This is a genomic window from Brevundimonas sp. FV1ye4L (genome assembly GCF_058681255.1).
Genome location: NZ_CM178734.1, coordinates 2190450 through 2213525, shown reverse-complemented (window position 1 = coordinate 2213525; position 23076 = coordinate 2190450). Strand labels below are relative to the sequence as shown.

26 protein-coding genes are annotated in these 23076 nt (G+C 68.0%); 14 read left to right on the top strand and 12 right to left on the bottom strand.

Annotated elements, in window-relative coordinates:
- Positions 1-9 precede the first annotated feature (9 nt).
- From ACW17X_RS10735 to ACW17X_RS10720, 4 genes are all read left to right on the top strand, one after another.
- Complete coding sequence (locus ACW17X_RS10735; RefSeq protein ID WP_492097259.1) at positions 10-1626, top strand: DNA-packaging protein; 1617 nt, start codon at positions 10-12, stop codon at positions 1624-1626.
- A gap of 51 nt (positions 1627-1677) precedes the next feature.
- Positions 1678-2613, top strand: a complete 936-nt coding sequence (ftsY, locus tag ACW17X_RS10730) for a signal recognition particle-docking protein FtsY (protein WP_492097257.1) — start codon at positions 1678-1680, stop codon at positions 2611-2613.
- 1 nt (position 2614) lies between these two features.
- On the top strand, positions 2615-3331 hold the full coding sequence (locus ACW17X_RS10725; RefSeq protein ID WP_492097255.1) for an inner membrane-spanning protein YciB: 717 nt from the start codon (positions 2615-2617) through the stop codon (positions 3329-3331).
- Positions 3332-3445: 114 nt separating this feature from the next.
- Complete coding sequence (locus tag ACW17X_RS10720) at positions 3446-4060, top strand: MarR family winged helix-turn-helix transcriptional regulator (protein ID WP_492097253.1); 615 nt, start codon at positions 3446-3448, stop codon at positions 4058-4060.
- A gap of 6 nt (positions 4061-4066) precedes the next feature.
- On the opposite strand, the gene ACW17X_RS10715 is transcribed toward ACW17X_RS10720, so the two are convergent.
- Positions 4067-4453, bottom strand: coding sequence for a hypothetical protein (locus ACW17X_RS10715; protein WP_492097251.1), 387 nt, complete (start codon positions 4451-4453; stop codon positions 4067-4069).
- A 117-nt stretch (positions 4454-4570) separates the two neighbouring features.
- On the opposite strand from ACW17X_RS10715, the gene ACW17X_RS10710 reads away from it, so the two are divergent.
- Complete coding sequence (locus ACW17X_RS10710) at positions 4571-4786, top strand: DUF4287 domain-containing protein (protein ID WP_492097249.1); 216 nt, start codon at positions 4571-4573, stop codon at positions 4784-4786.
- A gap of 138 nt (positions 4787-4924) precedes the next feature.
- Here the strand turns inward: ACW17X_RS10710 and ACW17X_RS10705 are convergent, their stop codons facing one another.
- Positions 4925-5515 carry a hypothetical protein gene (locus ACW17X_RS10705; protein WP_492097247.1) on the bottom strand — a complete coding sequence of 197 codons (591 nt, stop codon included), beginning with the start codon at positions 5513-5515 and terminating at the stop codon, positions 4925-4927.
- Positions 5516-5725: 210 nt separating this feature from the next.
- Between ACW17X_RS10705 and ACW17X_RS10700 the strand changes: the two genes are divergently transcribed.
- Positions 5726-7291 (top strand): hypothetical protein, encoded by a 1566-nt coding sequence (locus ACW17X_RS10700; protein WP_492097245.1) that lies wholly within the window; start codon positions 5726-5728, stop codon positions 7289-7291.
- 135 nt (positions 7292-7426) lie between these two features.
- Entirely contained in the window at positions 7427-7699 is a 273-nt protein-coding gene (locus ACW17X_RS10695; RefSeq protein ID WP_492097243.1) for a YdeI/OmpD-associated family protein, read from the top strand.
- A gap of 12 nt (positions 7700-7711) precedes the next feature.
- Here the strand turns inward: ACW17X_RS10695 and ACW17X_RS10690 are convergent, their stop codons facing one another.
- Both ACW17X_RS10690 and ACW17X_RS10685 read right to left on the bottom strand, forming a co-directional pair.
- Positions 7712-8095: an SdpI family protein gene (locus ACW17X_RS10690; protein ID WP_492088614.1), complete on the bottom strand. Its 384-nt coding sequence runs from the start codon at positions 8093-8095 to the stop codon at positions 7712-7714.
- Positions 8092-8388, bottom strand: coding sequence for an autorepressor SdpR family transcription factor (locus tag ACW17X_RS10685; protein ID WP_492097241.1), 297 nt, complete (start codon positions 8386-8388; stop codon positions 8092-8094). The genes ACW17X_RS10690 and ACW17X_RS10685 overlap by 4 nt, the downstream gene beginning before the upstream one ends.
- A 130-nt stretch (positions 8389-8518) precedes the next feature.
- On the opposite strand from ACW17X_RS10685, the gene ACW17X_RS10680 reads away from it, so the two are divergent.
- The 3 genes from ACW17X_RS10680 (at position 8519) to ACW17X_RS10670 (ending at position 10693) form a co-directional block, all read left to right on the top strand.
- Positions 8519-9400, top strand: coding sequence for an AraC family transcriptional regulator (locus ACW17X_RS10680; RefSeq protein WP_492097239.1), 882 nt, complete (start codon positions 8519-8521; stop codon positions 9398-9400).
- 99 nt (positions 9401-9499) lie between these two features.
- Positions 9500-9826 (top strand): hypothetical protein, encoded by a 327-nt coding sequence (locus ACW17X_RS10675; protein ID WP_492097237.1) that lies wholly within the window; start codon positions 9500-9502, stop codon positions 9824-9826.
- Between the two features lie 393 nt (positions 9827-10219).
- Positions 10220-10693 carry an OmpA family protein gene (locus ACW17X_RS10670; RefSeq protein ID WP_492097235.1) on the top strand — a complete coding sequence of 158 codons (474 nt, stop codon included), beginning with the start codon at positions 10220-10222 and terminating at the stop codon, positions 10691-10693.
- Positions 10694-10919: 226 nt separating this feature from the next.
- On the opposite strand, the gene ACW17X_RS10665 is transcribed toward ACW17X_RS10670, so the two are convergent.
- From ACW17X_RS10665 to ACW17X_RS10645, 5 genes are read right to left on the bottom strand one after another with little or no spacing between them, the layout of a single operon-like run.
- Positions 10920-11348 (bottom strand): phasin, encoded by a 429-nt coding sequence (locus ACW17X_RS10665; RefSeq protein WP_492097233.1) that lies wholly within the window; start codon positions 11346-11348, stop codon positions 10920-10922.
- 26 nt (positions 11349-11374) lie between these two features.
- Entirely contained in the window at positions 11375-12160 is a 786-nt protein-coding gene (locus tag ACW17X_RS10660; RefSeq protein WP_492097232.1) for a creatininase family protein, read from the bottom strand.
- Between the two features lie 26 nt (positions 12161-12186).
- Entirely contained in the window at positions 12187-12801 is a 615-nt protein-coding gene (locus ACW17X_RS10655) for a TetR/AcrR family transcriptional regulator (protein WP_492097230.1), read from the bottom strand.
- Complete coding sequence (locus tag ACW17X_RS10650; RefSeq protein ID WP_492097229.1) at positions 12801-14411, bottom strand: DHA2 family efflux MFS transporter permease subunit; 1611 nt, start codon at positions 14409-14411, stop codon at positions 12801-12803. The genes ACW17X_RS10655 and ACW17X_RS10650 overlap by 1 nt, the downstream gene beginning before the upstream one ends.
- On the bottom strand, positions 14408-15508 hold the full coding sequence (locus tag ACW17X_RS10645) for an HlyD family secretion protein (RefSeq protein WP_492097227.1): 1101 nt from the start codon (positions 15506-15508) through the stop codon (positions 14408-14410). The genes ACW17X_RS10650 and ACW17X_RS10645 overlap by 4 nt, the downstream gene beginning before the upstream one ends.
- Positions 15509-15629: 121 nt before the next feature.
- Here ACW17X_RS10645 and ACW17X_RS10640 point away from each other — a divergent pair, with 121 nt between their 5' ends.
- Together ACW17X_RS10640 and nth are read left to right on the top strand one after the other, a co-directional pair.
- On the top strand, positions 15630-16931 hold the full coding sequence (locus ACW17X_RS10640; RefSeq protein ID WP_492097225.1) for a flavin monoamine oxidase family protein: 1302 nt from the start codon (positions 15630-15632) through the stop codon (positions 16929-16931).
- Positions 16928-17686, top strand: coding sequence for an endonuclease III (nth, locus tag ACW17X_RS10635; RefSeq protein ID WP_492097223.1), 759 nt, complete (start codon positions 16928-16930; stop codon positions 17684-17686). Before ACW17X_RS10640 ends, nth begins: the two co-directional genes overlap by 4 nt.
- Here the strand turns inward: nth and ACW17X_RS10630 are convergent.
- Positions 17683-18150: a MarR family winged helix-turn-helix transcriptional regulator gene (locus ACW17X_RS10630; protein WP_492097221.1), complete on the bottom strand. Its 468-nt coding sequence runs from the start codon at positions 18148-18150 to the stop codon at positions 17683-17685. The genes nth and ACW17X_RS10630 overlap by 4 nt on opposite strands.
- Before the next feature lie 142 nt (positions 18151-18292).
- Between ACW17X_RS10630 and ACW17X_RS10625 the strand changes: the two genes are divergently transcribed.
- Positions 18293-19771 carry a methyl-accepting chemotaxis protein gene (locus ACW17X_RS10625; RefSeq protein ID WP_492097219.1) on the top strand — a complete coding sequence of 493 codons (1479 nt, stop codon included), beginning with the start codon at positions 18293-18295 and terminating at the stop codon, positions 19769-19771.
- Here ACW17X_RS10625 and ACW17X_RS10620 read toward each other — a convergent pair.
- The gene (locus ACW17X_RS10620) at positions 19768-20634 is read right to left on the bottom strand and encodes an ATP-grasp domain-containing protein (protein WP_492097217.1); all 867 of its coding nucleotides are present in this window, start codon (positions 20632-20634) and stop codon (positions 19768-19770) included. The two genes, ACW17X_RS10625 and ACW17X_RS10620, sit on opposite strands and share 4 nt — an antisense overlap.
- Before the next feature lie 92 nt (positions 20635-20726).
- Between ACW17X_RS10620 and ACW17X_RS10615 the strand changes: the two genes are divergently transcribed.
- Positions 20727-21743, top strand: coding sequence for an adenosine kinase (locus tag ACW17X_RS10615; RefSeq protein ID WP_492097216.1), 1017 nt, complete (start codon positions 20727-20729; stop codon positions 21741-21743).
- Between the two features lie 190 nt (positions 21744-21933).
- On the opposite strand, the gene ACW17X_RS10610 is transcribed toward ACW17X_RS10615, so the two are convergent.
- On the bottom strand, positions 21934-23064 hold the full coding sequence (locus tag ACW17X_RS10610) for an aromatic ring-hydroxylating oxygenase subunit alpha (RefSeq protein ID WP_492097214.1): 1131 nt from the start codon (positions 23062-23064) through the stop codon (positions 21934-21936).
- Positions 23065-23076: the final 12 nt, after the last annotated feature.

Below are 23076 nucleotides of genomic sequence, written 5' to 3'. Positions count from 1 at the left end.
CCACGATACATGAACGAGCGGCACAAGACCGCGCGCGCGATGGCGGCCGAGCTGGGCGTCTCCAAGGGCACGCTGGAAACCCAGATGCACAAGCGCGGGTTCTTCCGGCAGACGCCGCGCGAGTCCCTGCCGGCCAACTTCCTGAAGGGGACGGCGGCGCCGGAGACGCGGACGCTGGAGGAGGCGAGAGCCGCCTTGATGGGGTTCGAATGGGACCCCGAGCGTCCGGATCTGTCGATGGAGGCCCTGATCGAGCTGGGCAAGGCGGCGTGCCGCCTGGGGCGTCTGCCCGAGTTTCGCGAAATCCTGCGCTGTATCGCGGGCCTGCGCGCGGCGACGGGGGCGCCCCTGCCCTATGTGGTCTGGCCCGAGGCGGCGCGGGAGGCTCTGGAGGCCGCGGGGCTGGGCGACGACGCAGAGCCGGGGCCGGAGCTGGTGCTGAGGACGGCGCAGAAGCCGCCGGAGGACGCCTGGTCCGCCTGGCTGTTCCTGGGCGGACGGGGGGCGGGCAAGACCCTGGCGGGGGCGTCGTGGGCGGCGGACGAGGCCGAGCGGCTGGGGCCCGGCGGGCGGCTGGCCCTGGTGGGGGCGACCCTGCACGATGTGCGCGAGGTGATGATCGGCGGGCCCAGCGGCATCAACGCCCTGCCGCGCTGGCGGGGGCGGGCGCGGCCGGTCTATGAATCGACGCCTCGGCGGCTGGTGTTCCCGAGCGGGGCCGAGGCCTGGGCCTTTTCCGCCGAGGACCCCGACAGCCTGCGCGGGCCACAGTTCGCCGGGGCCTGGGCCGACGAATTCTGCGCCTGGGCGCGGCCGGACGAGACCCTGGCCATGCTGAGGCTGGGCTTGAGGCTGGGGCGGGATCCGCGTCTGGTGGTGACGACCACGCCCCGGCCGATGGCGGCGCTGAAGGCCTTGCGGGCCGAGGCCGGGTGCGTGACCACCCATGCGCCGACGCGGGACAATGCCGACCATCTGGCGCCGGGGGTGATCGCGCGGCTGGAGGACCTGTACGGCGGCACGCGGCGGGCGGCGCAGGAGATGGAGGGGCTGATCCTCGACGTCGAAGGGGCGCTGTTCCGGGCGGAGGATCTGGCGCGGGCCAATCGGTTTGAGGGGGCGGCGCCGGCGCGGTTCGACCGGGTGGTGGTGGCGATCGATCCGACCACCACGCCGGGGGGCGACGCCTGCGGCATCGTGGCGGCGGGGCGGGTGGGGACGCAGGCCTATGTCCTGGCCGACCGGTCGATGCGGGGCTTAAGCCCCGACGGCTGGGCGCGGCGGGCCCTGGCCTGCGCCGCCGAGTTCGGGGCCGGGGCTATCGTCGCCGAGGTCAACCAGGGCGGGGACATGGTGGCCCATGTGCTGAAGACTCTGGACCCTGATGTGGTGGTGCGCGAGGTGCGGGCCACGCGCGGCAAGCGGATGCGGGCCGAGCCGGTGGCGGCCCTGTACGAACAGGGGCGGGTGACGCACCTGGGCCGGTTCCGCGAGCTGGAGGAGGAGCTGATGGCCCTGGGCGGGGACGAGACGGGCAGTCTGGACCGGGCCGACGCCCTGGTCTGGGCCCTGACCGACCTGATGCTGGGGGAGGAACGGCAGGGGCCGTGGTTCAGGGTGTTGTGAGGGCGGGCTTTGCGCGTGACGGGGCGCGGCGGGCGCGCTAGAGCCTGATCCATGAACGATACGCCGAAAAAGGGCTGGTTCCAGCGCCTGTCCGCGGGGCTCTCGCGCTCCTCCAAACAGATGACCGACCAGGTCGTCGCCAGCTTCGTCAAGGAACCCCTGTCCGAGGCGGCGCTGGAGGGGCTGGAGGAACATCTGCTGGAGAGCGACCTGGGGCCGGCGGCCTCGGCGCGGATCGTCGAACGGTTCCGGGCGCTGAAGTTCGGCAAGGACGCCCAGGAGCACGAGGTCAAGGAGGCCCTGGCCGAGGCGGTGGCGGCCGAACTGGCGCCGCGCCAGGCGACCTTTGATCCGCTGAGCGGGCCCAAACCCTATGTGGTGCTGTTCGTCGGGGTGAACGGCTCGGGCAAGACCACCACCCTGGGCAAGATCGCCGCCGACCTGACGGGCAAGGGCGCCAAGGTGATGATCGTCGCCGGCGACACCTTCCGCGCGGCCGCCCGCGAACAGCTGAAGGTCTGGGCCGACCGGGCCGGGGCTGATTTCGAGAGCCGCCGGGACGGGGCGGATGCGGCGGGCCTGGCGTTCGACGCCTATACCAAGGCGCGGGCCGAGGGGTTCGACGTCGTCCTGATCGACACGGCCGGGCGGCTGCAGAACAAGTCGGCCCTGATGGACGAGCTGCTGAAGATCGTGCGGGTGCTGAAGAAGGTGGACCCGGAGGCGCCGCACGACACGCTTCTGGTGCTGGACGCCACGGTGGGGCGCAACGCCCTGGCCCAGGAACAGATCTTCGGCCGCACCGCCTTCGTCACGGGCGTCGTCATGACCAAGCTGGACGGGACGGCGCGGGGCGGGGTGTTGGTGCCCGTGGCCCAGGCCTCCGACGCGCCCCTGATGCTGATCGGCGTGGGCGAGGGGGTGGAGGATCTGCAACCCTTCGACGCCCGCGCCTTCGCCCGCTCGCTGGTGGGATTGGAAGACTGAGATGATCGACCAAAAGCCCGGCCGCGACCTAGTGCCTGTTGATGTTGAACACGTTGAGGTGACGAAGGTCCAAGAGACCCCCGCGCCCGAGAAGAAGAACCGCCAGTGGATCCGCCAACTGGTGGATTTCGGCGCCCTGGCCGCCTTCATGATCAGCTATTTCGTGACGCGGGACATGATCTTCGCGACCTGGGTGCTGGTCGGGGCCTCGGCCCTGGCCCTGGTCGTCGGCTATGCGGTCGAGCGGCGGTTCGCGCCCCTGCCGCTGATCACCGGCCTGTTCGCCCTGGTGTTCGGCCTGCTGACCGTCTTCACCCACGACGACCTGTATGTGAAGCTGAAGCTGACGGTGCAGAACGGGCTGCTGGCGGTCGTGCTGCTGGGCTCGATCCCGCTGAAGAAGTATCCGTTCAAGGCCCTGCTGGGTTCGGCCATCAAGGTCAATGACGCCGCCTGGCGGACGCTGACGCTGCGCTATGGCCTGTATTTCCTGACCGTGGCCGTGCTGAACGAGGTGTTCCGCAGCCCCGCCGCCGTCACCGCCCTCTGGCACGCCCTGGGCCGCGACACGCCCAATCCGAACGACGTCTGGACCGGGTTCCGCGGGGTTCTGTGGATCGCCGCCTCGGTCTTCGGCCTGTCGCAGGTGCCGCTGATCATGCGCAACATGACCAAGGACGAGGAGCCCGGCCCGGTCTCGCCGGACACGGGACTTTGACGGAAGCGCGGTAGCGCACAGACAAAATGTCGCGTAACCGACATACTTCTCGCGTCAAATCGTAAAGCGCCGCTGGTACGCGTGCGGACGAAAGACAATCGGGGGACGGTCGATATGGTCAAGTCAGGCAAGGCGTTGCGCAAGGTCGGTCCTCTGGCCACCTCGCCCAGCCATCTGATGCACCGCGCGTTGCAGCTGGCCTTGGACATCTATTCCGAGGAAACGGGGGCCGACGGCCTGACCCAGCGCCAGTTCGCGGTTCTCGAGGCCGCCTCGCTGAAGGCGGGCCTGACCCAGACGGAACTGGTGCGGATGACCGGCATCGACCGCTCGACCCTGGCTGATCTCGTCACCCGCATGACCGCCAAGGGCCTGCTGGAGCGCGAACGCTCGACCCTGGACGCCCGCGCCAAGGCGGTTCGTCTGTCCACGGAAGGCGCCGCCCGTCTGGAGGCCGCCCGGCCGCTGGTCGAGGCCGCCGACAAGCGGATCATGGGCCTGCTGCCCAAGGGCCAGCGCGAGACCTTCCTGGTCCAGCTGGCCGAACTGGCCGCCGCCGCCGACGCCGCCCCCGACGCCGCCAAGGCCGAGGCCAAGGCCGCCAAGAAGGCGCTGAAGACGGCCGAGAAGGAAGCCAAGAAGGCCGAAAAGGCCGCCAAGAAGGCGGTCCGCCCGGCCAAGCCCGCCAAGGCCAAGAAGCCCAAGCTTAAGGTCGTCGAGGTCGCCTGAGGTCGCTCAGATCAGGCAGCGGATCAGCAGGCCGCCGCCCAGGATCGACACGGGGGCGATCAGCCGCACGGCGAACGGCGGAATCCGCTGCGCCCACCAGCGCGAATAGTGTGAATGCCATCGGCGGGGCAGCAGGGCCAGCGCCAGGGCCGACACGATCAGAAACCCCCCGATGACGGCGATCCAGGCCGGCAGCCGGGAGGCGGGCGCCGCGACAACCAGAACAAGACCCGCCAGTCCGCGCACGACCATTTCGCCGAAATGAACCGACGGCGTCCCGCCCATGGCCGCCAGGACCGCCAGGGCGCGGCGCGGGGCGGCGGCCATGAAGACGCCGACCACGATCAGCCAGCCTCCGGCCAGGACGGCGATCCAGCTTGCAACCTCGGACATCACCGCCCCCTCAAGCAGGGCGCCGGTCTAACACGCCAGATCGTCTTGGCCATATCGCCGTTCGTTGGTTGCCGGCATCCGCCCAAGGCGCCATCCTTCAAGGGAGGAGCGCACCGTATGACCGACAAACCCGTCAAGGGCCCGGCGTCCTACTTCCCATCCATCGAGAAGACCTACGGCCAGCCCATGGGGCACTGGTTCCAGATCGTGCGCGCCGCCGGTCCGGGCCGGCACATGGCGCTGGTGGCGGTGTTGAAGGACCAGCACGGGATGGGGCATGGCCACGCCAACGCGGTGGTCGCCCATGTTCTGGCCCAGGACGGGCTGAAATAGCGCCTGAGACGGGGTGATCCCGAGGATGACGGCGGTGAAGGGGGCGGCGTTGATCCTCCCGCTGAGGTGAGGGGGGTCAGGTTTCGGCGCTGGCGGCTATTCCGCAGCCGAACCCGTCGTGGGCATTGCGCGAGACAGCTATTGGGGCGTTGAACGGCTGTCGGTTGGGGTTTGCGCCGCCAGGCGCGCCTCCTCGGCAGCGCGGGTCGGCACAGCGAGCACCCGCCGGATGCTGTCGGGTATGAGGGCGTGGTCGAAAGGTTCGCGCGTCGGCTTTTCTCCCCGCCGCATCAGGGTCTGAGTGCCGTAAATCTGGGGCTGCCCCACCGCTTGAAGATACCGGTCCAGCGTCGCCGCCGCGAGCCAGGGCGATTCGGTCGATCCCTCGCCCAATGCTGCGACGGCAAGAGTGTGGGCCATCAGATAGTCCTCCGGCGTGTCGCCGTGCTGAAACACCAGCGCGGCGGAGTAGAAGTCCGTCGCTGTCCGCAGCGCTCCGGCGTCCAGCATGGCGCGCACCTGCTGGCGACGCACAGCGTCCGCGGCATGGATGCGCAAGGCGCCTTCCCGACCGCCGGCCAACACCGCAGCCAAATCCTGGCGAACGGCCTGGTCCTCAGCCAGAATAGCCGCCATCTCCGGGTTGTCCGGAACGGAAGCCGCATCCTGCGACAGCACCGGCGTTGCGAGCGCCAGGATAAATCCCGCCGTCATCAGGAACTGCTTCATCCGATCCTCACGCCTTAGGCCAGGCGGAGATGCTGAACAGAATGAGCGACGATATCAAATGAACTAAATTCAACCCGAGGCTGACGATCAGAGGGCCGCTCTTTCACCTCGTTGCGGGAATTCGCCGCAAGACCTCTTCCCCAGGCGTCGAAATCGGTTGACCCGCCCCCACAACCCAAAGGAACATCTCAACCTAAATCGGGGGTATGCATGCGTCTTTTGACGGTCGCTCTTGCGGCCTGGGGCCTTTCGACGGGCGCATGGGCTCAGGATCAGGTCCTGTTCCGCCCCTCCGCCGATCAGGTCATCGCAGAATACCGCTTGCACACGCCCACGACCGGGTTCGATTTCGACACCGAGGTTCCGCCCGGCGCCCGTGTTGAATCGGCGGATTCCGAAGTCTCTCTGAGCCGCACAGGCCTGTCATCGACCGGTCCCCGCGACCATTTCATCCTGACGCTGCGTCCGGATCGCGTTCGCACAGATGCGACCTATCCTGTCCTGACGCGGCTCGGCGCCGGATGGATGATCTATTTGCCATCCCTGGTGAACAGAAAGCCGGGGGCGCTTCTCCCCGAGACAATATCGGTCGCGGACGGATGGGCCGTGATCGCAGGCCCGGCGCAAGCGATGTTCGACGGGTTCATCTATGTCGGCCCGTCCGACGAAGGACGCGATCCGGATGATATCATCGCAGATCCTTCGCTGCCGGTCTGGCTTGTCGATGACATTCGCTCCGCTGCAGAAGCCAGCAACGCTTACTATGGCGCCCGCCTCAAACTTCCAGCGCCAGGCGCGCCGGTCGTGCTCGTCAGTCCGCTGCCGGCCGAAGACCGGGCGTCCTATGTCGGCGACGTCACGCCGAACGGGGTGATCAATCTCCAGTTTGCGTCCCGGGGCGTTCCGGCGGACAGGGACCAACGATTTACGGATATGGTTCAGCCCTTTGTGGCGCACGAGGTGTTCCACAACTGGCAAGGCGGTCGACAGCGCAATGTCGACGGGGTCAACACGAGGTGGCTCGACGAAGGCGCCGCCGAATATTTCAGCCTTCTGGCCGGGGCGTCGATCGCGCCCGAGGCCGCGCTTCGAAGCCGCAACATCCTGGCTCAGAGGCTCGGCGCCTGCCTCGAGAAGATGCAGGATCAGCAGACCGGCCTGCTCGCCCTTGAGACGGGCGCCGCCGAAAGCACGCGCTATGACTGCGGGACCGTCGTCCAGTGGCTGGTGGATGTCGCGACGGCCGACCCGGGCGGGGTCTGGAGGGTCTGGCGCACGCTGCTTGCGTCGGAGAGCGGCTACTCGGTTTCCGACTTCCTCGCCCTAGCCCCGCCGTCTGGCGTAAACGCAGGCTTGAGATCGCTTCTGGAGGGCGGGCCGGACGTGCGCGGCGAGGTCGTCGCTTCTCTGGCCGGACATGTCCAGTTGGCCCAACCCACGCCTTCCGCCTGGGCCGCCGCAGCGATCTGGCCGCTTCTGGAAACCAGTTGCACGGGCCAGAGAGGCGTCATGACGACGGAGGATGGACGCTGGGTGCTGGATACCGGAAATCGGTGTGGCGTCTTGTCGGGAGACCCTGAACTGCTGGGCGTGGGCGAGAACCGGTTTGCCGACGCCGGCGGCAAGGCCTTCGACGACGTGGCGGCCGCCTGCGACGCCAAAGAAGAGGTGGCGGCCATTTTGAAGTTCGGCGCTGAAATTCGCCGTGTGTCGGTGCGCTGTGCAAGTCCAATCAAGCGGCCAGCCCCCGCTTATGAAGTGCTGGACCTTTCCTGAAGAGGGTCAGATCGCCGGGAGCGTTTTTGGGCGGCACGACCTTTTTACTCGTCGGGTGGGTGCGGCGCAGGTCGCCTCTTATGGTATCGGGATGACATGGCTTGCGGCGCGCTTCCGTGACTGCGACCATGAGCCATGGCTGAGACAGACCTGCCCGGCGGCGTCGTCCATCCGCTGCCTGCCGATCTGCGGGCGGCGCTGAACCGCGACGCCGCAGCCGTGGCGACCTGGACGGCGATCACGCCCCTGGCCCGCAACGAATGGATCTGCTGGGTCGAGTCGGCGAAGAAGACCGAGACGCGGCTCAAGCGGATCGACTGGGGGCGCGAGAACCTCAGCGATGGCAAACGCCGCCCCTGCTGCTGGCCGGGATGCCCGCATCGCGAGAAGGGGACCGGCGCGGGCTAGGGGACGGCGATCCTAGCCGGCGTTGGTCCTGGCCCTGGCCGACAGGCGCAGGCAGTAGAGGAGGGTGAATGCCATGCCGCCGATCACCGCGCCGCAGCCGATGACGACCGCCGTCATGATGGTGGGGGCAAAGGCGAAGGCCAGGGCGTAGACGAGGCCGCTCAGCACCATGGACCAGGCCGAGACGCGCTGGGCCTTTCTGGCGCCCGCGCTGGCGGTGAAGGTCTTGGGGATGCGATCGCCGAAGGCGGCGATCATCAGGCCGGTGGCGCCCAGAACCAGACGAAGCGTGGTCTCGTGGTCGATATAGCCCAGCCGGCGTCCCAGGCTGGCGCACAGGGCCAGAACCAGAATCCCGCCGCCCCAGGCGAGGCTGTTGATGACGTCCTTGTTCATTTCGCAGGCTCCTGTGAGGGCCCGGGCGTCTCTGCGCCGAGGCCGAACGAATTGACGAAGCCCAGCAGGGCCTCTTCCAGCACCGAGAGTTTCAGATGGTAGACGACCGACTTGCCGGCCTTCTCCGCATGAACCAGATCGGCCTCCTTCAGCACCGCGAAATGGGCCGACATGGTCGGTTTCGAGACGTCGAATTGATCGCTGATCTCGCCGGCCGTCATCGGTCCCTGGCGCAGCAACTGAAGCACGCGCCGGCGGGTCGGATCGGAAAGGGCTTTGAAGACCTGGCTCATAATGTGATCATTAGCTAAACGTCAAAATGAGTCAAGGCGGGCGTTCGGCGATGGGTCTCAAACCGCAAGATCGGTAGAGCGTGCGACGGCGTCAGGCGCCAATCTGAGCGCACCACGACGGATGAGGATGATGACGGCGGCGCTGGACCACTACCATTCCCGGATGCTGAGGGTGCTGGATCATATCGACCGGCATCTGGACGGCGATCTGGACCTGGAGACGGTCAGCGGTGTCGCGGCCTTTTCCAAATTCCATTTCCACCGGCAGTTCAAGGCGACCTTCGGGCTGTCCCTGCACCGCTATGTCCAGCTGGCGCGGATGCGACAGGCGTCGAAACGGCTGGCGGGCGGGCAGGGGGAAAGCGTGACCGACATCGCCCTGGACGCCGGTTACGAGACGCCCGACGCCTTCGCCCGCGCCTTTCGCCAGAGGTTCCGGCAGTCGCCGTCCAGCTTCCGCAAATCACCCGACTGGGCGCCGTGGCTTCAGGCCTTGGGCCCCCTCAACTCAGCCCGGAGCAGGCTCATGCAGACGCCCTTCACCCCCGATCAGGTGACGATCCGCGAGACGCCCCCGATCCGGGTGGCGATCTTCGAACATCGGGGCGATCCCGAGACCATCGACGCCACGGTCCAGCGGTTCATCGCCTGGCGCAAGGCCGCCGGCCTGTCGCCCAAGACCAACCCGACCTTCAATGTCTGGCATTCGGAACGCCGCCCCGCCGACCCCGCCGATTATCGGATGGACCTGTGCGTCGGCCTGAACCCCGGTCAGCGGGTGGAGGCGGAGGACCCGGCGGTGAAGGCGGGCGAAATCCCCGGCGGGCGGTGCGCCGTGCTGCGCGTCGTCGGCGACACCCATAACCTGGAGCCCGCTGCGCTGTATCTGTACCGCGAGTGGCTGCCGGCCAGTGGCGAAGAGATGCGGGACTTTCCGATCTACTGCCAGCGGCTGTTCGTGGGGGAGCCGGAGAGGGGGGCGGCGGCGGAGTTGTTCTTGCCGCTGAGGTGAGGGGGGAGTTCGTTGCGGCGCGGGCGGCTGTTGCGCTAATCGAACTGATGCGGACCTTCCTCTCTCTCCATTCTCACCCCATTACGATAACATCAGCGGATGAAATGGCTTGATGAGCAGCCAGCATATTTGAAGAAGGTCGGCCCAGCTCGTTACTGGGCGATGATCGTCGGTACGGTGCTGTTTGTGTTGATCTGGCCCTTCTCTCTCGTTTGGGCCTCCGGACAAATTGGTTGGCCAGAAGCATACGGTGTCCATTGCTATCGCAAGTGCCTGCTGCCGTGGATTTGGAATAGCCCAAAGCTGCTGCTCGATGGGAGCGTGCCCGCTATCGCCATGTTCGCGCTTCTCTGGTTGCCGCCCGCTGCTTTTCTGTGGTTCATCAGTAAACTGGCGCGCAACCCCAAGTCTCGCAAGCGGATGTGAACTGGCGACGAAAACGCTATTGTAGGACTGCCGCCGCCAAACCAAGCAGCTCTCGGCGTAGCCCGCTTTTAGGCTGACGACGCATTGCTCGACAGAACCCCCCCGTCATCCTCGGGCTTGACCCGAGGATCGAGCGGTCCGCCGATTGTGCGATGATCCTGGCGCAGCGCCCGATCAGCGCCCGGTCCTCGGGTCAAGCCCGAGGATGACGGGGGTGGGGGCGGAGGGAGCCCCTCCACCCCGCTGCGCGCGGTCCCCCTCCCCGCCAAGTGGGGAGGGGACAGGAGAGCGCACGAACGTCTGCTCTGCGATCAGACTTCAATTTCGCAAACCGACCCATAGCGGACGCTCGCAACTTCGGGCTAGGATTACATCTGGCATGGAGCGCAGACGATGAAAGCCCTGTTTTCGACGTTGCTCCTTGTAGCCGCTCAGACAGCCAACCCGACGACCGCGCCCCGGAAACAAACGCCACTTGTTCACGGCTACGTTCGCTTTGAGTTGGGGTCTTCCGTTCCTATCCGGCTGCGGTCGGAATACGATCCGATCGCGTATCTCGGCCAGCGCATCACCTCAGACAACTTCGTCTACGTGCGGGGCCAAACCGATACGTTAGGCACCGCCGACACCAATGAGGTACTGTCGCGAGAGCGCGCCCGAGCGGTTGCTGCGCTGCTTGTCGAGCAAGGGGCAAACGCCGAACGAATAACGGTTTTCGTCTGCGGCGAACGCCTGCTGAACAGGGCGACCGGCGACAACGTGGCTGAGCCGCTTAACCGCTTCGTCCTATTCGATTGGTCAGATCAGCCGCCGCAATCCACACCGACGGGTTGCTCTGTTGAGCCCTACGCCGCGAACGTCCGCTAACCACCCCAAACAGCCCTTCGCAATGTCCGCCTTTGGACCCCACCCCGTCATCCTCGGCTTGACCCGAGGATCGAGCGGTCCGCCGCCTGTGCGATGGTTTTGGCGCAGCGCCCGATCGGCGCCCGGTCCTCGGGTCAAGCCCGAGGATGACGGGGGTGGGGGCGGATGGAGCCCCTCCACCATGCGACGCGCGGTCCCCCTCCCCACTGTGTGGGGAGGAGACGCCCTACGTCTTCCTCAGCCGCTTGGCGTTGGCGACGGCGGTCTTGTGGATGGGGGTGAGGGCGTCGGTCTGGGCCTGGGTCAGTTCGGCGGTCAGGGTCTGGGCCTGGCCGGCGGCGCGGCTCCACCAGCCCAGGGCGTAGCGGAACTGGGCCTGGGCGGCTTCGGCCGGGGTGTGGGCGCCGGCGATTTCGGTGGCGGCGTGGAGGGCGCGGGCGCCCTCGTTCATGGCGTCGCGGCTCAGGCGTTCGCCGACGGCGCCGGCGCTGGCGGTCAGGGCGGCGGCGGAGGCGGCCATGGCCTCGGTCTTTTCCGAGCTCATCAGCGCCAGTTCGACCGGGTCCTGGCCCTTGGGGTCCGTCAGGCCCTGGGCCATCAGGGTGGTGCGGGCGGCGATCACCTCGGCCGAGGCGGACAGGAGTTCGGCGCCCAAAACGGCCGGCGAGCGGGCTTTGCGGGTCAGGACGCGTCTCCGGGGGCGTCTCCAGGCCGGACCTCGGCGGCGAAGGCCGCGACGTCGGACAGCAGGGCGGGCACGGCCAGGTCGATGATGCGGCGGCCCTTTTCGGGGCTGGCCTGGGCCGGGTCCGAGCCGATGCGGCCGTCGGGGAAGCGGGCGCGATAGTCGAGGGCGTCGCGGATCGGGCCGCTGGGCGCGATCTTGGGGGCGTATTCCGCCGTCTTGATCCGGTCGGGATAGGCGGCCTGGGTCACGGCGATCTCGGACGGGGTGGCGTGCATGCCGTGGCCGGTCGGGAAGATCGAGTTGCACAGGCCCTGGACGCCGGGCAGGTCCCACCAGTTCTTGAGCTTCAGGACGAACGGGGGAGCCTCCTCGACGAAGCTCCATTCCGCGTAGATTTCCGAGAAGGTCGCCTCGATGGTGGCGACGTTTCCGCCGTGGCCGTTGAGGAAATAGATCCGCTCGAACCCGTGCCGGCTCAGCGACGAGACCCAGTCGGTGATGGCGGCCATGAAGGTGGAGGGGCGCAGGCTGATGGTGCCGGCGAAGGCCAGGTGATGCTGGGCCATGCCGATGTTGAAGGTGGGGGCGACCATCAGGGCGGCGTCCGAACGCTCGGCCTCGTGGGCGATGATCTCGGGGCACAGCCAGTCGGTGCCCAGAAGGCCGGTCGGCCCGTGCTGCTCGTTGGAGCCGATGGGGACCACGACCGTCTTCGACAGGGGCTGGTCCGCCGCGATGCGGGCGTCGATCTCGGGCCAGGACGACAGGTGGATCAGCATGGGCGAACTCCTTTACGCGACCCGCATCAACTAGCGCGATCCACGGTTGGCGCATAGGCCGTGACGAAGAGGCGGGCGGCCTCGCGGGCGCGGCGGAGGCGCTGGTCGGCGTCGATCTGGGGCACGTTCAGCATGGCCCGCAGATGGCCGTGGCCCAGGACCAGGCCCGAGAACATCTCGGCGGCCTCGTCGGGATCGGGCACGGCCAGCCGACCCGCGCGCGTCTGGTCCGCCAGCCAGGCCGACAGGAGTTTGAGGCTGCGCAGGGGCCCCGCCTCATAGACGGCCTGGGCGATCTCGGGGGCGTCGGCGGACATCAGAACCACGCCCCGCATCGAGCCGACCTTGTCCGGGTGGCAGATGCGCTCCAGCAGGCTCAGGGCCAGGGCCTCCAGCACCGCGACCGGATCGCCGGGCGCCTTCAGCGGCGCCGCCACCGCGTCGGACCTCTGGCTGGCCATGGCCCGGGCGATCTCCAGCTTGGAGGCGAAACGGTTGTAGAGGGTCTGTTTCGACACCCCGGCGAGGCGGGCGATCTCCTCCATCGACGCCGTCATCCCCTTGTCGGCGAACAGGCTCATGGCGGCGTCGAGGATGGCCTCGCTCTTCTTCTCGTCGATCTGGCCGCGACGGCGCGCCATCAGTGGACGTCCGAAGGCGGGGCGCCCGGCTGAGCCTTGACCGGCTGGGCCAGCAGGGTGACGAAGGCGGCGCCGGCGCACATGATCCCCAGCAGGGCGAAGGCGTCGCCGAAGGCCATGGTCGTGGCCTGTTTCTGCAACAGGCCATAGACCGCCTTCATCGCCGAGGCGGCCGGGTCGATGGTGCCTGCGAACCTCTGGGCCATGCCGGCCATCATATTGCGCATGGCCTGGTCGCCTTGCGCGATGCCGCTGGTCAGCTCGCCGATATGGACCGCGGTGTTGGTGGTCAGGCTGGTGTTCAGAATGGCCAGGCCGAAGGCGCCGCCGACGTTGCGCGCGAGGTTCACCAGGCCCGAGGCGTTCTTGACCATATGCGGCGGCAGGGTGGCCATGGTCACCTGCTGCGAGGCGATCATCGCCAGCATGACGCCGACGCCGCGGAAGGCCTGGACCGAGGCGAACTCCCAGAAGCCCCAGTCGTCGGTGACGACCCGCGCCTCCCACATGCCCCAGGCGCACAGCATGAAGCCGCCGAACATCAGGATCCGCGCGTCCATCCGGCGCACCAGCCGTCCGGCGAAGGGGGCGGTGGCGAACATCGCAAGACCCGAGACGACCATGGTGGTGCCCACCTGGGACGACGAATAGTCCAGCACCCGACCCAGGAACAACGGCAACAGGAAGGTGCCGCCGTACAGGGCGAAGCCGACGATGAAGGTCATGATGAAGCCGACCAGGAAGTTGCGGTTGGCGAAGGCGCGCAGCTCGACGATGGGCTGGCGATAGGCCAGGGAGCGCCAGATGAAGACCGGCCCGGCCACGGCGGCGACGACCGACAGCATCAGGATGTGGGTGTCGTCGAACCAGTCGTTCTTGGAGCCTTCCTCCAGCACATATTGCATGCTCATCAGGAAGGTCGCCATGAAGCCCAGGCCCCACCAGTCGAACCCCTTGGCCAGGGACGGATCGCCCTTGTCGAAGTTGCCGTAGCGGCCGACCAGGAACAGGACCAGCAAGCCCGGCGCGACATTGATGAAGAACAGCCAGCGCCAGCTGAGCCAGTCGGTCAGGTGTCCGCCCAGGGTCGGGCCGACGGTCGGAGCCAGGGTGACGATCAGGCCCATGACCACGCTGGCCGTGACCCGCTTGTCCGGCGGGAAGGCGGTGAAGGCCACGGCGAAGACGGTCGGGATCATGGCCCCGCCGACAAAGCCCTGGATGGCCCGGAACAGGATCATGGTGTCGATGGAGTTCGACAGGCCGGTGGCGATGCTCATCAGGACGAAGCCGGCGCACGAGGCCAGGAACAGCTTCTGGGTGCCCCACAGTCGCGACAGGAAGCCGGACAGGGGGATCATCACCACTTCGGGGATCAGATAGGCGGTCTGGATCCAGCTGATCTCGTCGGCCGAGGCGCCGACCCCGGCCTGGATCTGGGGCAGGGAGGCGGCGACGATCTGGATGTCCAGGATGGCCATGAACTGGCCCACCACCATGCCGGCGAAGCCGAGCAGCAGCATGGTCCAGTTGATCTCGGGATGGCCGGCGACGGGGCCCTTGGCGTCGGAAGGGGCCCCGCCGTTTGCGGCAGGGGCGACGGCGGTCACGGGCGGGGCGCCTCGTTGGCGGCCATCTGGGCGCCGACGGCGGCCTCGGCGAAGCTCTGGCCGCCCTCGCTCTTCAGGTCGACCTTGACGTCGACCGACAGGCCAGGGCGCAGGGCCAGGCCCCGGTCGGCGCCGCTGACGACGATCCGCACGGGCACCCGCTGGGTGATCTTGGTGAAGTTGCCGGTGGCGTTCTCAACCGGGATCAGGGCGAATTCCGAGCCGGTGGCGGGGGCGAAACTGTCGATCCGGCCCTCGATCTTGCGACCGGGGAAGGCGTCGGCGGAAATCTCGACCGTCTGGCCCAGACGCATCCGGTCCAGCTGGGTCTCCTTGAAGTTGGCCACGACATAGGTCTGGGTCAGGGGCACGATCGACAGAAGCTGGGTTCCGGCGTTGACGAACTGGCCGGGGCGGACGCTGCGGGCGCCGACGACGCCGGCGATGGGGGCGCGGATGACGGTGCGTTCCAGGGCGATGCGGGCCGTCTCGACCTGGGCCCGGGCCTGTTCGACGGCGGCGACGCTCTGTTCGCGGGTCGAGCCCAGCACGCCGGCGGTGCGCTGTTCGGCGACCAGGGCGGCCTGGGCCTGTTGCACGCTGGCGTCGGCGGTGGCGGCCGAGGCGCGTTCGGTCTGGATCCGCTGCTGCGAGACCCAGCCCTGCTGGGCCAGCTTGCCGTAACGATCAACCTCGGCGCGGGCCAGGCCGGCCTGGGCGCGGGCCTGGGTCACGGCGGCGGCGCGGGCGGCGATGGCGGCCTGTTCCTGGGCGGACTGGGCGTCGACATTGCCGACGGCGGCGATGGCGGCCTGGAGATTGGCTTCGGCGCGGGCCAGTTCTGCGCGCTGGTCGCCGTCGTCCAGCTTGACCAGCATCTGACCGGCCTCGACCCGCTGGTTGTCGCCGACCAGGACCTCGGTCACTCGGCCGGCCAGTTGCGGGCTGATCAGGGTGGTGTCGGCCTGGACGAAGGCGTTGTCGGTGGTCTCCCACCTCTGGCCGTTCATCCACCAGACGATCCCGCCCGCGATCAGGGCGAGGCCGACGATGACCGCGGCGAACAGCGGCAGGCGTTTCTTCAGTTCAGGCGACATGGGACATCCTGGGGAGGGTGCGGCGTTTTGAAGCGGCGCTAAAATGGACGTCGCCGTCCAAAAATCAATGTCCAATCGACAAATGCCGGATCACGCGTGGTTTTCGTGTATTTCCCTGCCCATGATCGATCGTGTTTCCGCCTCCCATCCGCTGCCGTCCCAGGTCGACGTGGCGATCATCGGCGCGGGGGCGGCGGGGATCGCCGCCGCGCGACGGCTGATGCGGCCCGGCTTGTCGGTGCTGGTGCTGGAGGCCCGCGACCGGATCGGCGGCCGCGCCTGGACGGCGCGGGTCGAGGGCGAGGGACTGGACATGGGTTGCGGCTGGCTGCACTCGGCCGACGACAACGTCCTGGCCGGGCGGGTGGAGGCCGAGGGGCTGACGCTGGACCAGACCCCGCCCCCGTGGCGGACCCAGGCCTTCAACCACGAGATGACGCCCGCCGATCAGGCGGAGTTCGGCGTGGCCTTCGCCGCCTTCGATCAGCGCGTGACCGAGGCGGCGGGGCGGGGGGAAGATCGGCCGGCCTCCGACTTCTTCGATCTGGACTGCCGTTGGAACGCCCGGATGGACGCCATCTCGGGCGCGCTGAACGGGGCGCGGTTCGCCGAGGTGTCCAGTCTGGACTATGACGCCTATGGCGACACCGGGGTGAACTGGCGGGTGCGCGAAGGCTATGGCCGGCTGATCGCCCGTCTGGGCGAGGCCGTGTCGGATGCGGTGGTGCGCGACTGCGCCGTGCGGCGGATCGACCGGTCCGGTCCCCTGCTGCGGCTGGAGACCAGCCGGGGCGAGCTGACGGCGCGGGTCGTGATCCTGACGGTTCCCAACAGTCTGATCGCGACCGAGGCGGTGCGGATCGATCCGCCCGTTCCGGCCTGGCTGGAGGCGACGGCGGGCGTGCCCCTGGGGCTGGCGTCCAAGGTGCATATGACGGTGCGGGGCGCGGGCGATTTCCAGCCCGACACCCAGCTGTGGACGCGGGCCGATACGGCCGAGACCGGCGGCTATCATCTGCGGCCGTTCGGGCGGCCGATGATCGAGGCCTATTTCGGCGCAGGACTGGCTTGGGGGCTGGAGGCGGAGGGGCCGGCCGCACTGGTCGATTTCGCCGTGTCCGAACTGGTCGCGGCCCTGGGGTCGAACATGAGGCGGCGGCTGGAGGCCGTGGCCGTGTCGAACTGGGGCGTCGATCCCTGGTCGCGCGGCGCCTATTCCCACGCCCTGCCGGGCCACGCGGGGGAGCGGGCGAAGTTACGGATCGCGGTTGAGGATCGGATCTTCCTGGCGGGCGAGGCGACGGCGCCGGTCTATTACGGCACGGCCCACGGCGCCTGGATGGAGGGCGAGCGGGCGGCGGATGCGGCCCTGACGACCCTGGGTCTTGACCCGCATCGCGGCGACGGCGACAGCGAGGCATGAAGCCGACCAAGGCCCGAAAATCTGTCGCCAAGGCCAAGACGCCCGGTGCGAAACGTCCGGCGGTGATGACCGGCGCATCCGTGCCCGTACTGCGCTGGCCGCCGGACGAGGACCGGGTCGAAACCATTTTCGAGCGGCTGTCCGGGATCATGCCCGAGCCGAAGACCGAGCTGAACTTCTCCAACCCCTTCACCCTGGTCGTCGCCGTGGCCCTGTCGGCCCAGACCACCGACGTCGCCGTCAACAAGGCCACCGACCGCCTGTTCCAGGTCGCCGACACGCCGGAGAAGATGCTGGCCCTGGGGGAGGAGGGGCTGGTCACCTATATCGCCTCCATCGGCCTGTATCGTGGCAAGGCGAGGAACGTCATCGCCCTGTCCCGCCTGGTGCTGGAGCAGCACGGGGGCGAGGTTCCGCTGAACCGGACCGATCTGCAGGCCCTGCCCGGCGTGGGGCGCAAGACGGCCTCGGTGGTGCTGAACGAACTGGGGATCGAAGCCGCCATCGCCGTGGACACCCATGTGTTCCGCGTCTCGCACCGGCTGGGCCTGGCCAATGCGGGCACGCCGGACAAGGTGGAGGCCCAGCTGTTCAAGGTCGTGCCGGAGCAGTGGCTGCCCAAGGCGCACCACTGGCTGATCCTGCACGGGCGCTACACCTGCACGGCGCGCAAGCCCAAATGCCTGGCCTGCGTCATCGCCGACTTGTGCCCGTCGCGGGCGGGGCTGATGGCGCTGGGTGAGGCGGGCGGCTAGGCCTCGGCCGCTTCCATCTCGGCGTTCATCTTTTGGAGCAGAGCGCGCAACTGCGCGATTTGCCCGTTTGAAAGCGGGAGGCGTTTCACCACCTCGCGGCGCACGTCCAAAACACGGTCCCGCAAGTCCCAGGCCGCCTCGGTCGGCTGGACCCAGACCTTGCGCTCGTCCTTGACGTCACGTCTGCGGGTCAGCAGGCGGGACGCCTCCATCTTCTTTATCTGCGGCGTCAAGGCCCCGGTGTCCATGTGGGTCCGTAGACCGATCTCGCCCATGGTCAGGGGGGCGCCCGCCTCCCATAGCGCCAGGAGGATCAGATACTGCGGATGCGTCAGGTTCAGCGGGTCGAGCAGGCGCCGATAGATCCGGGTCACCAGACTGCTGGTCGTCTGAAGCGCGAGACACAGTTGGGCGTCGATCTCGAGATCGGGGATCCGTGCATCGCCGGGATTCAAGCTTGTCATACGCTGCCGATCTTGTGCGGGAGACGGACCATAAAGCGAGCTCCGCGACGAGGAAATATACATCTCAAAATATCACGGTTGATATAATCAATTGTTATCTAATCTTCTCTATCTCTCCGTCGAGCGAAAGAGGAACTAGGTAATGTTCGGTAAGACACAGCGGCGGCTCGACGAGGTCGAACTTCGTGAACTGCGTAGCATCGTGGCGGCCGTGAAGCGGGCCCAGGCGGTGATTGAGTTCGAGCTGGATGGCACGATCATTACCGCCAACGAGAATTTCCTGAAGGTCGTGGGCTACAGTCTGGACGAGGTTCGGGGTCGCCATCACCGGATGTTCGTGGATCCGGCCGAGGCAGACGCGCCCGCCTATCTCGACTTCTGGCGTCGACTGAACGCCGGCGAGTTCTTCTCCGACAAGTTCGTGCGTTACGGCAAGGGCGGCGCCCGCGCCGTGATCGAGGCCACTTACAATCCGGTCTTCGACGCCGACGGCAAACCCTACAAGGTCGTCAAGTTCGCGACCGACGTCACTGCGGTGGAGGCGGAACGCGAGCGTCGCGCCGAGGCCGATCGCATGGCGGCCGAGGTTCAGACCTCAGTGGTCCAGGCCACAGGGCGCGGCCTGTCCGCCCTGGCGGCCGGGGACCTGTCCTACCGGATCGATGAAACCTTCCCCGGCGAGTATGCGATCCTGCGCGAGGACTTCAACCGGGCCATCACGTCGCTGGACCAGGCGGTGGCGGTCATTCGCGGCAATGCGGGCTCGATACAGTCGGGCGCCAACGAGATCAGCAGCGCGGCCGAGGATCTGTCGCGGCGTACGGAACGTCAGGCGGCCGGGCTGGAAGAAACAGCCGCCGCCCTGGATCAGATCACCGCCACCGTGCGCAAGTCGGCCGAGAACGCGCAGTCGGCGGATGCGGTCGTTGGGCAGACCCGGGCCCAGGCGGAGACCGGCGGCTCCGTCGTTCAACGCGCCATCTCTGCCATGAGCGAGATCGAATCGTCCTCGAAACAGATCGGCGACATCATCGGGGTGATCGACGAGATCGCCTTCCAGACCAATCTTCTGGCCCTGAACGCCGGGGTCGAGGCGGCGCGGGCGGGCGAGGCCGGTCGCGGCTTTGCGGTCGTGGCGTCGGAAGTGCGCGCCCTGGCGCAACGGTCGGCGGACTCGGCGCGCGAGATCAAGACCCTGATCTCGACCAGCAGCACCCAGGTCAAGAGCGGCGTCGTGCTGGTGCGCGAGTCGGGCGAGGCGCTCACCGCGATCGCCGAGCGGGTCAATGAGATCACCCATCTGATGGGGGAAATCCGCGCCTCGACCCAGGAACAGGCCCTGGCGTTGAACGAGGTCAATACAGCCGTCAACGAGATGGACCAGGTCACGCAACAAAATGCTGCGATGGTCGAGCAGTCGACCGCCGCCAGCCTGAGTCTGAATCGTGAGGCGACCGATATGGCGCAACTGGTCGGGCGGTTCCAGGTCAGCGAAGGCGGGGCTCCGGCGCCGATCCGCCAAGCCCAGGCCCGGATCAAGGCCTTCGCCGCCGAGTCCTCCGCGCCTGCCAGACCGCGTCTGGCCGCCGGCGGCGGGGGCGGGGGCTGGGAGAGCTTCTAGAGCCGGGCCTGCACCGCGCGGGCGAAGCCGGCGCCGTCGGCGGGGTCGTGGTCCAGATAGAAGTCGGGCTCGATCAGCTCGGCCTCCATCAACACCCAGGCGCCCGCGTCGTCGCGGGCCAGGTCGATGCGGGCGTAAAGCAGCGGCTCCTCGACGGCGGCCATCACCTGTTCGGCCAGGGCCATCGCCGCCGCGTCCGGCGTCACGGCCGTATAGAGGCCGCCGAACTGGATCTGGATGCGGAAGTCGCCGGGGACAGGCCGCTTGTTGACCGCATGGCTGAAGCGGCCGCCGAAGAAGAGCAGCGAGGTCTCGCCCTCGGTCTCGATCGATTTCAGATAGGGCTGGATCATGGCCGGGCCTTCCGGGGCGTCGGTCAGGATCTGGCCCGGCGTCAGGCGCAGGGTGCGAAACGCCCCGGCCGAGACGGTCGGCTTGACGATCAGGGTGTGGACGCCGGTTTCGGCGAAGGCGGCGTCCACCTGGTCCTGGCTGATCGCCTCGCTCCACTGGGTCGGCGGAATGGGCACGCCCTTGTCAGCCAGCCGGGCCAGATAGGTCTTGTCCGAGTTCCAGCCCAGAACCGTCGCCGGATTGGCGACCGGCAGGCCGGTCTGCGTCCAGGTCGCACAGGCCTTCAGCCAGCGGGCGTGGTCGCGGTGATAGCCCCAGGCGATGACCGGCAGGATCAGGTCATAGGCCGTCAGAGCCGAGGCGTCCTCCACATGATCGGTCCAGGGCGTGGGGACGACGGTCGCGCCGCCGCTCTCCAGCGTCGCCCTCAGCCGGGCCAGCACCTCGGGCCAGCGACCGGCGTAGGTCTTGTCGGCGGGGTCGGGGATCAGGACGGCGATCTGGGTCATGACGCCTGCCTATCGCACTGCGCCGCCTCATATAAGGGCTTCCTTATAGGTTTTCGGATGACGTGCGGGCCTTCAACCGTTAAGGCGCGACCATGACCCAGAACACCGCCCAATATGACGTCTGCGCTGTCGGCAACGCCATCGTCGACGTGCTCAGCCCCTGCGACGCCGCCTTCCTGACGGCCCAGGACCTGGCCCCCAACTCCATGCAACTGGTCGACGCCGAACGCAGCGCCGCCCTGTATGAGGCCATGGCGCCGGGGGTCGAGGCCTCTGGCGGTTCGGCCGGCAACACCGTGGCGGGCGTCGGCTCGTTCGGCGGGCGCGCCGCCTATATCGGCAAGGTGGCCGACGACACCCTGGGCGAGGTGTTCAGCCACGACATTCGCGCCGCCGGCGTGCATTTCGACACCCCGGTCCTGACCGGAGGGGCCGACAAGGGCTTCGGCACCGGTCGCTGCCTGATCAACGTCCTGTCGGACGGGGCGCGCACCATGGCCACCTTCCTGGGCGCCGCCAACCAGCTGTACGCCGACGACATCGACGAGGCCCTGATCGCGTCCAGTGAGATCGTCTATCTGGAAGGCTATCTGTTCGACCCGGCCCCGGCCCGCGCCGCCTTCGAACGCGCCGCCGCCGCTGCGCACAAGGCCGGCCGCAAGGTGGCCATCACCCTGTCCGACACCTTCGTGGTCGCCCGCTGGCGCGCCGAATTGCTGAGCTTCATCGAACAGTCGGCCGACATCGTCCTGGCCAATGAGGCCGAACTGGGCGCCCTGTTCGAAACCGATGATTTCGACGCCGCCGCCGCGAAACTGGCCGCCATCGTCGAGATCGCGGCCGTGACGCGCGGCGCGGAAGGCTCGGTCGTGATCAAGGGCGAGGAGCGCGTCGTCGTCGCCGCCTATCCGGTCGCCAAGGTGATCGACACCACCGGCGCCGGCGACCAATACGCCGCCGGCTTCCTGCTGGGCGTCGCGCGCGGCCTGACGCTGGAAGAGGCCGGCAAGCTCGGCTCGCTGGCCGCGTCTGAAGTCATCGCCCACTGGGGTCCGCGGCCGATGGTGAAACTGGCCGATCTGGCCGGTGAAGCCGGGTTGAAGCTGTAAGCGTTTCTTCCTTCTCCCCTTGCGGGAGAAGGTGGCCCGAAGGGCCGGATGAGGGGTCCGCCGGTGGGCCAGTTCGCACCACCTTGCCCCTCACCCTTTCAACACTGTGCCCCTCACCCTTTCGCGCAAGACCGATCGCTGACGCTCTCGGGCGCTCAAGCCCTCTCCCGGCGGGAGAGGGTGGGCTGCGTCAGCTCTTCCACCGCAGCGTCGTGGGCTGGATCGGGTTGACGAACGGCCGTCCTTCGGCGCGGCTCTTCGCCCATTCGCGCTTCAGCTGCTGGTACCATTTGGCCTGTTTGTCGGCGTCGTCGATCCATATCAGGGCGGGGTCGTAGCGCAGGCCCTCGTTCTGCAGGTTCACCATGCCGCCGTCCTGTTTCAGGAAGGCGACCACCCCCATGCGCAGGAAGGGCTTGGCCAGGGCGAAGACCCAGTGGTCGGACCAGAAGATCTGGGTGATGCGGGTCCTGGTCTCGCTGATCGGGGTCAGGCAGGTCAGGGCCAGGACCTGTTTCTCACCGACCTGGATATGCTCCCAGCGGTAGCCGGGCAGGCGGAAGGTGATCTCGGTCGCGGGGGCGCCGCCCAGGATCTTGTAGAGTCGGCTGTTGGACGAGGGGGCGTGACGCGCCATGGCCCAGCCGAAATCGGCCGGGACGAAGGCCTTGGCCTTTTCGTGCATCGAGTGTTCGGACCGCCACCACCATTGCTGGTGGACATAGGGGCCGTGGGCCGGGTCCATCAGGCCGACGACGGCGTGGTCGATATGGCTGTCGAAATCCATCGTCTCGACCAGTTTCGGCCCCGCCCCGACCACGCCGGGGAAGACCGGCGGCGCGTGGTCCGGCTCCATCGGATTGCGGGCGTCCGAGGCCATCCAGACGAAGACCATCCCCTGGCTCTCGCGCACCGGGAAGGCGCGCACCTTGATGCGGTTCGCCTCGAATGCCTGGTCCTCGACCAGGGACGGAATGGCGGCGCAAACCCCGTCGGGGCGGAAGCGCCAGCCGTGATAGGGGCATTCGATAGTCTCGCCCTCGCCGGGCTTTTCGACCAGTTTCCCCGCCGACAGGGGCGCGGCGCGGTGGGGGCAGATGTCGCGCATCGCATAGACGGCGCCCGCGCGGGTGCGGCCGATCAGGACGGGCTCGCCCATGACCTCGTAGCGTTTCAAGCCGGCCGGGGCGACGTCTCGTGACAGGGCGACGAAATACCAGGCGTCGGCGACGAACCCCTTGCCGAAAGGCTGGGCGCCGGCTTTGGACGGGGCGGCTTCGGCTTGAGGGGACTGGACGGGGGGAGCGTCTACAGGCTTCATGAGCGCCTCATA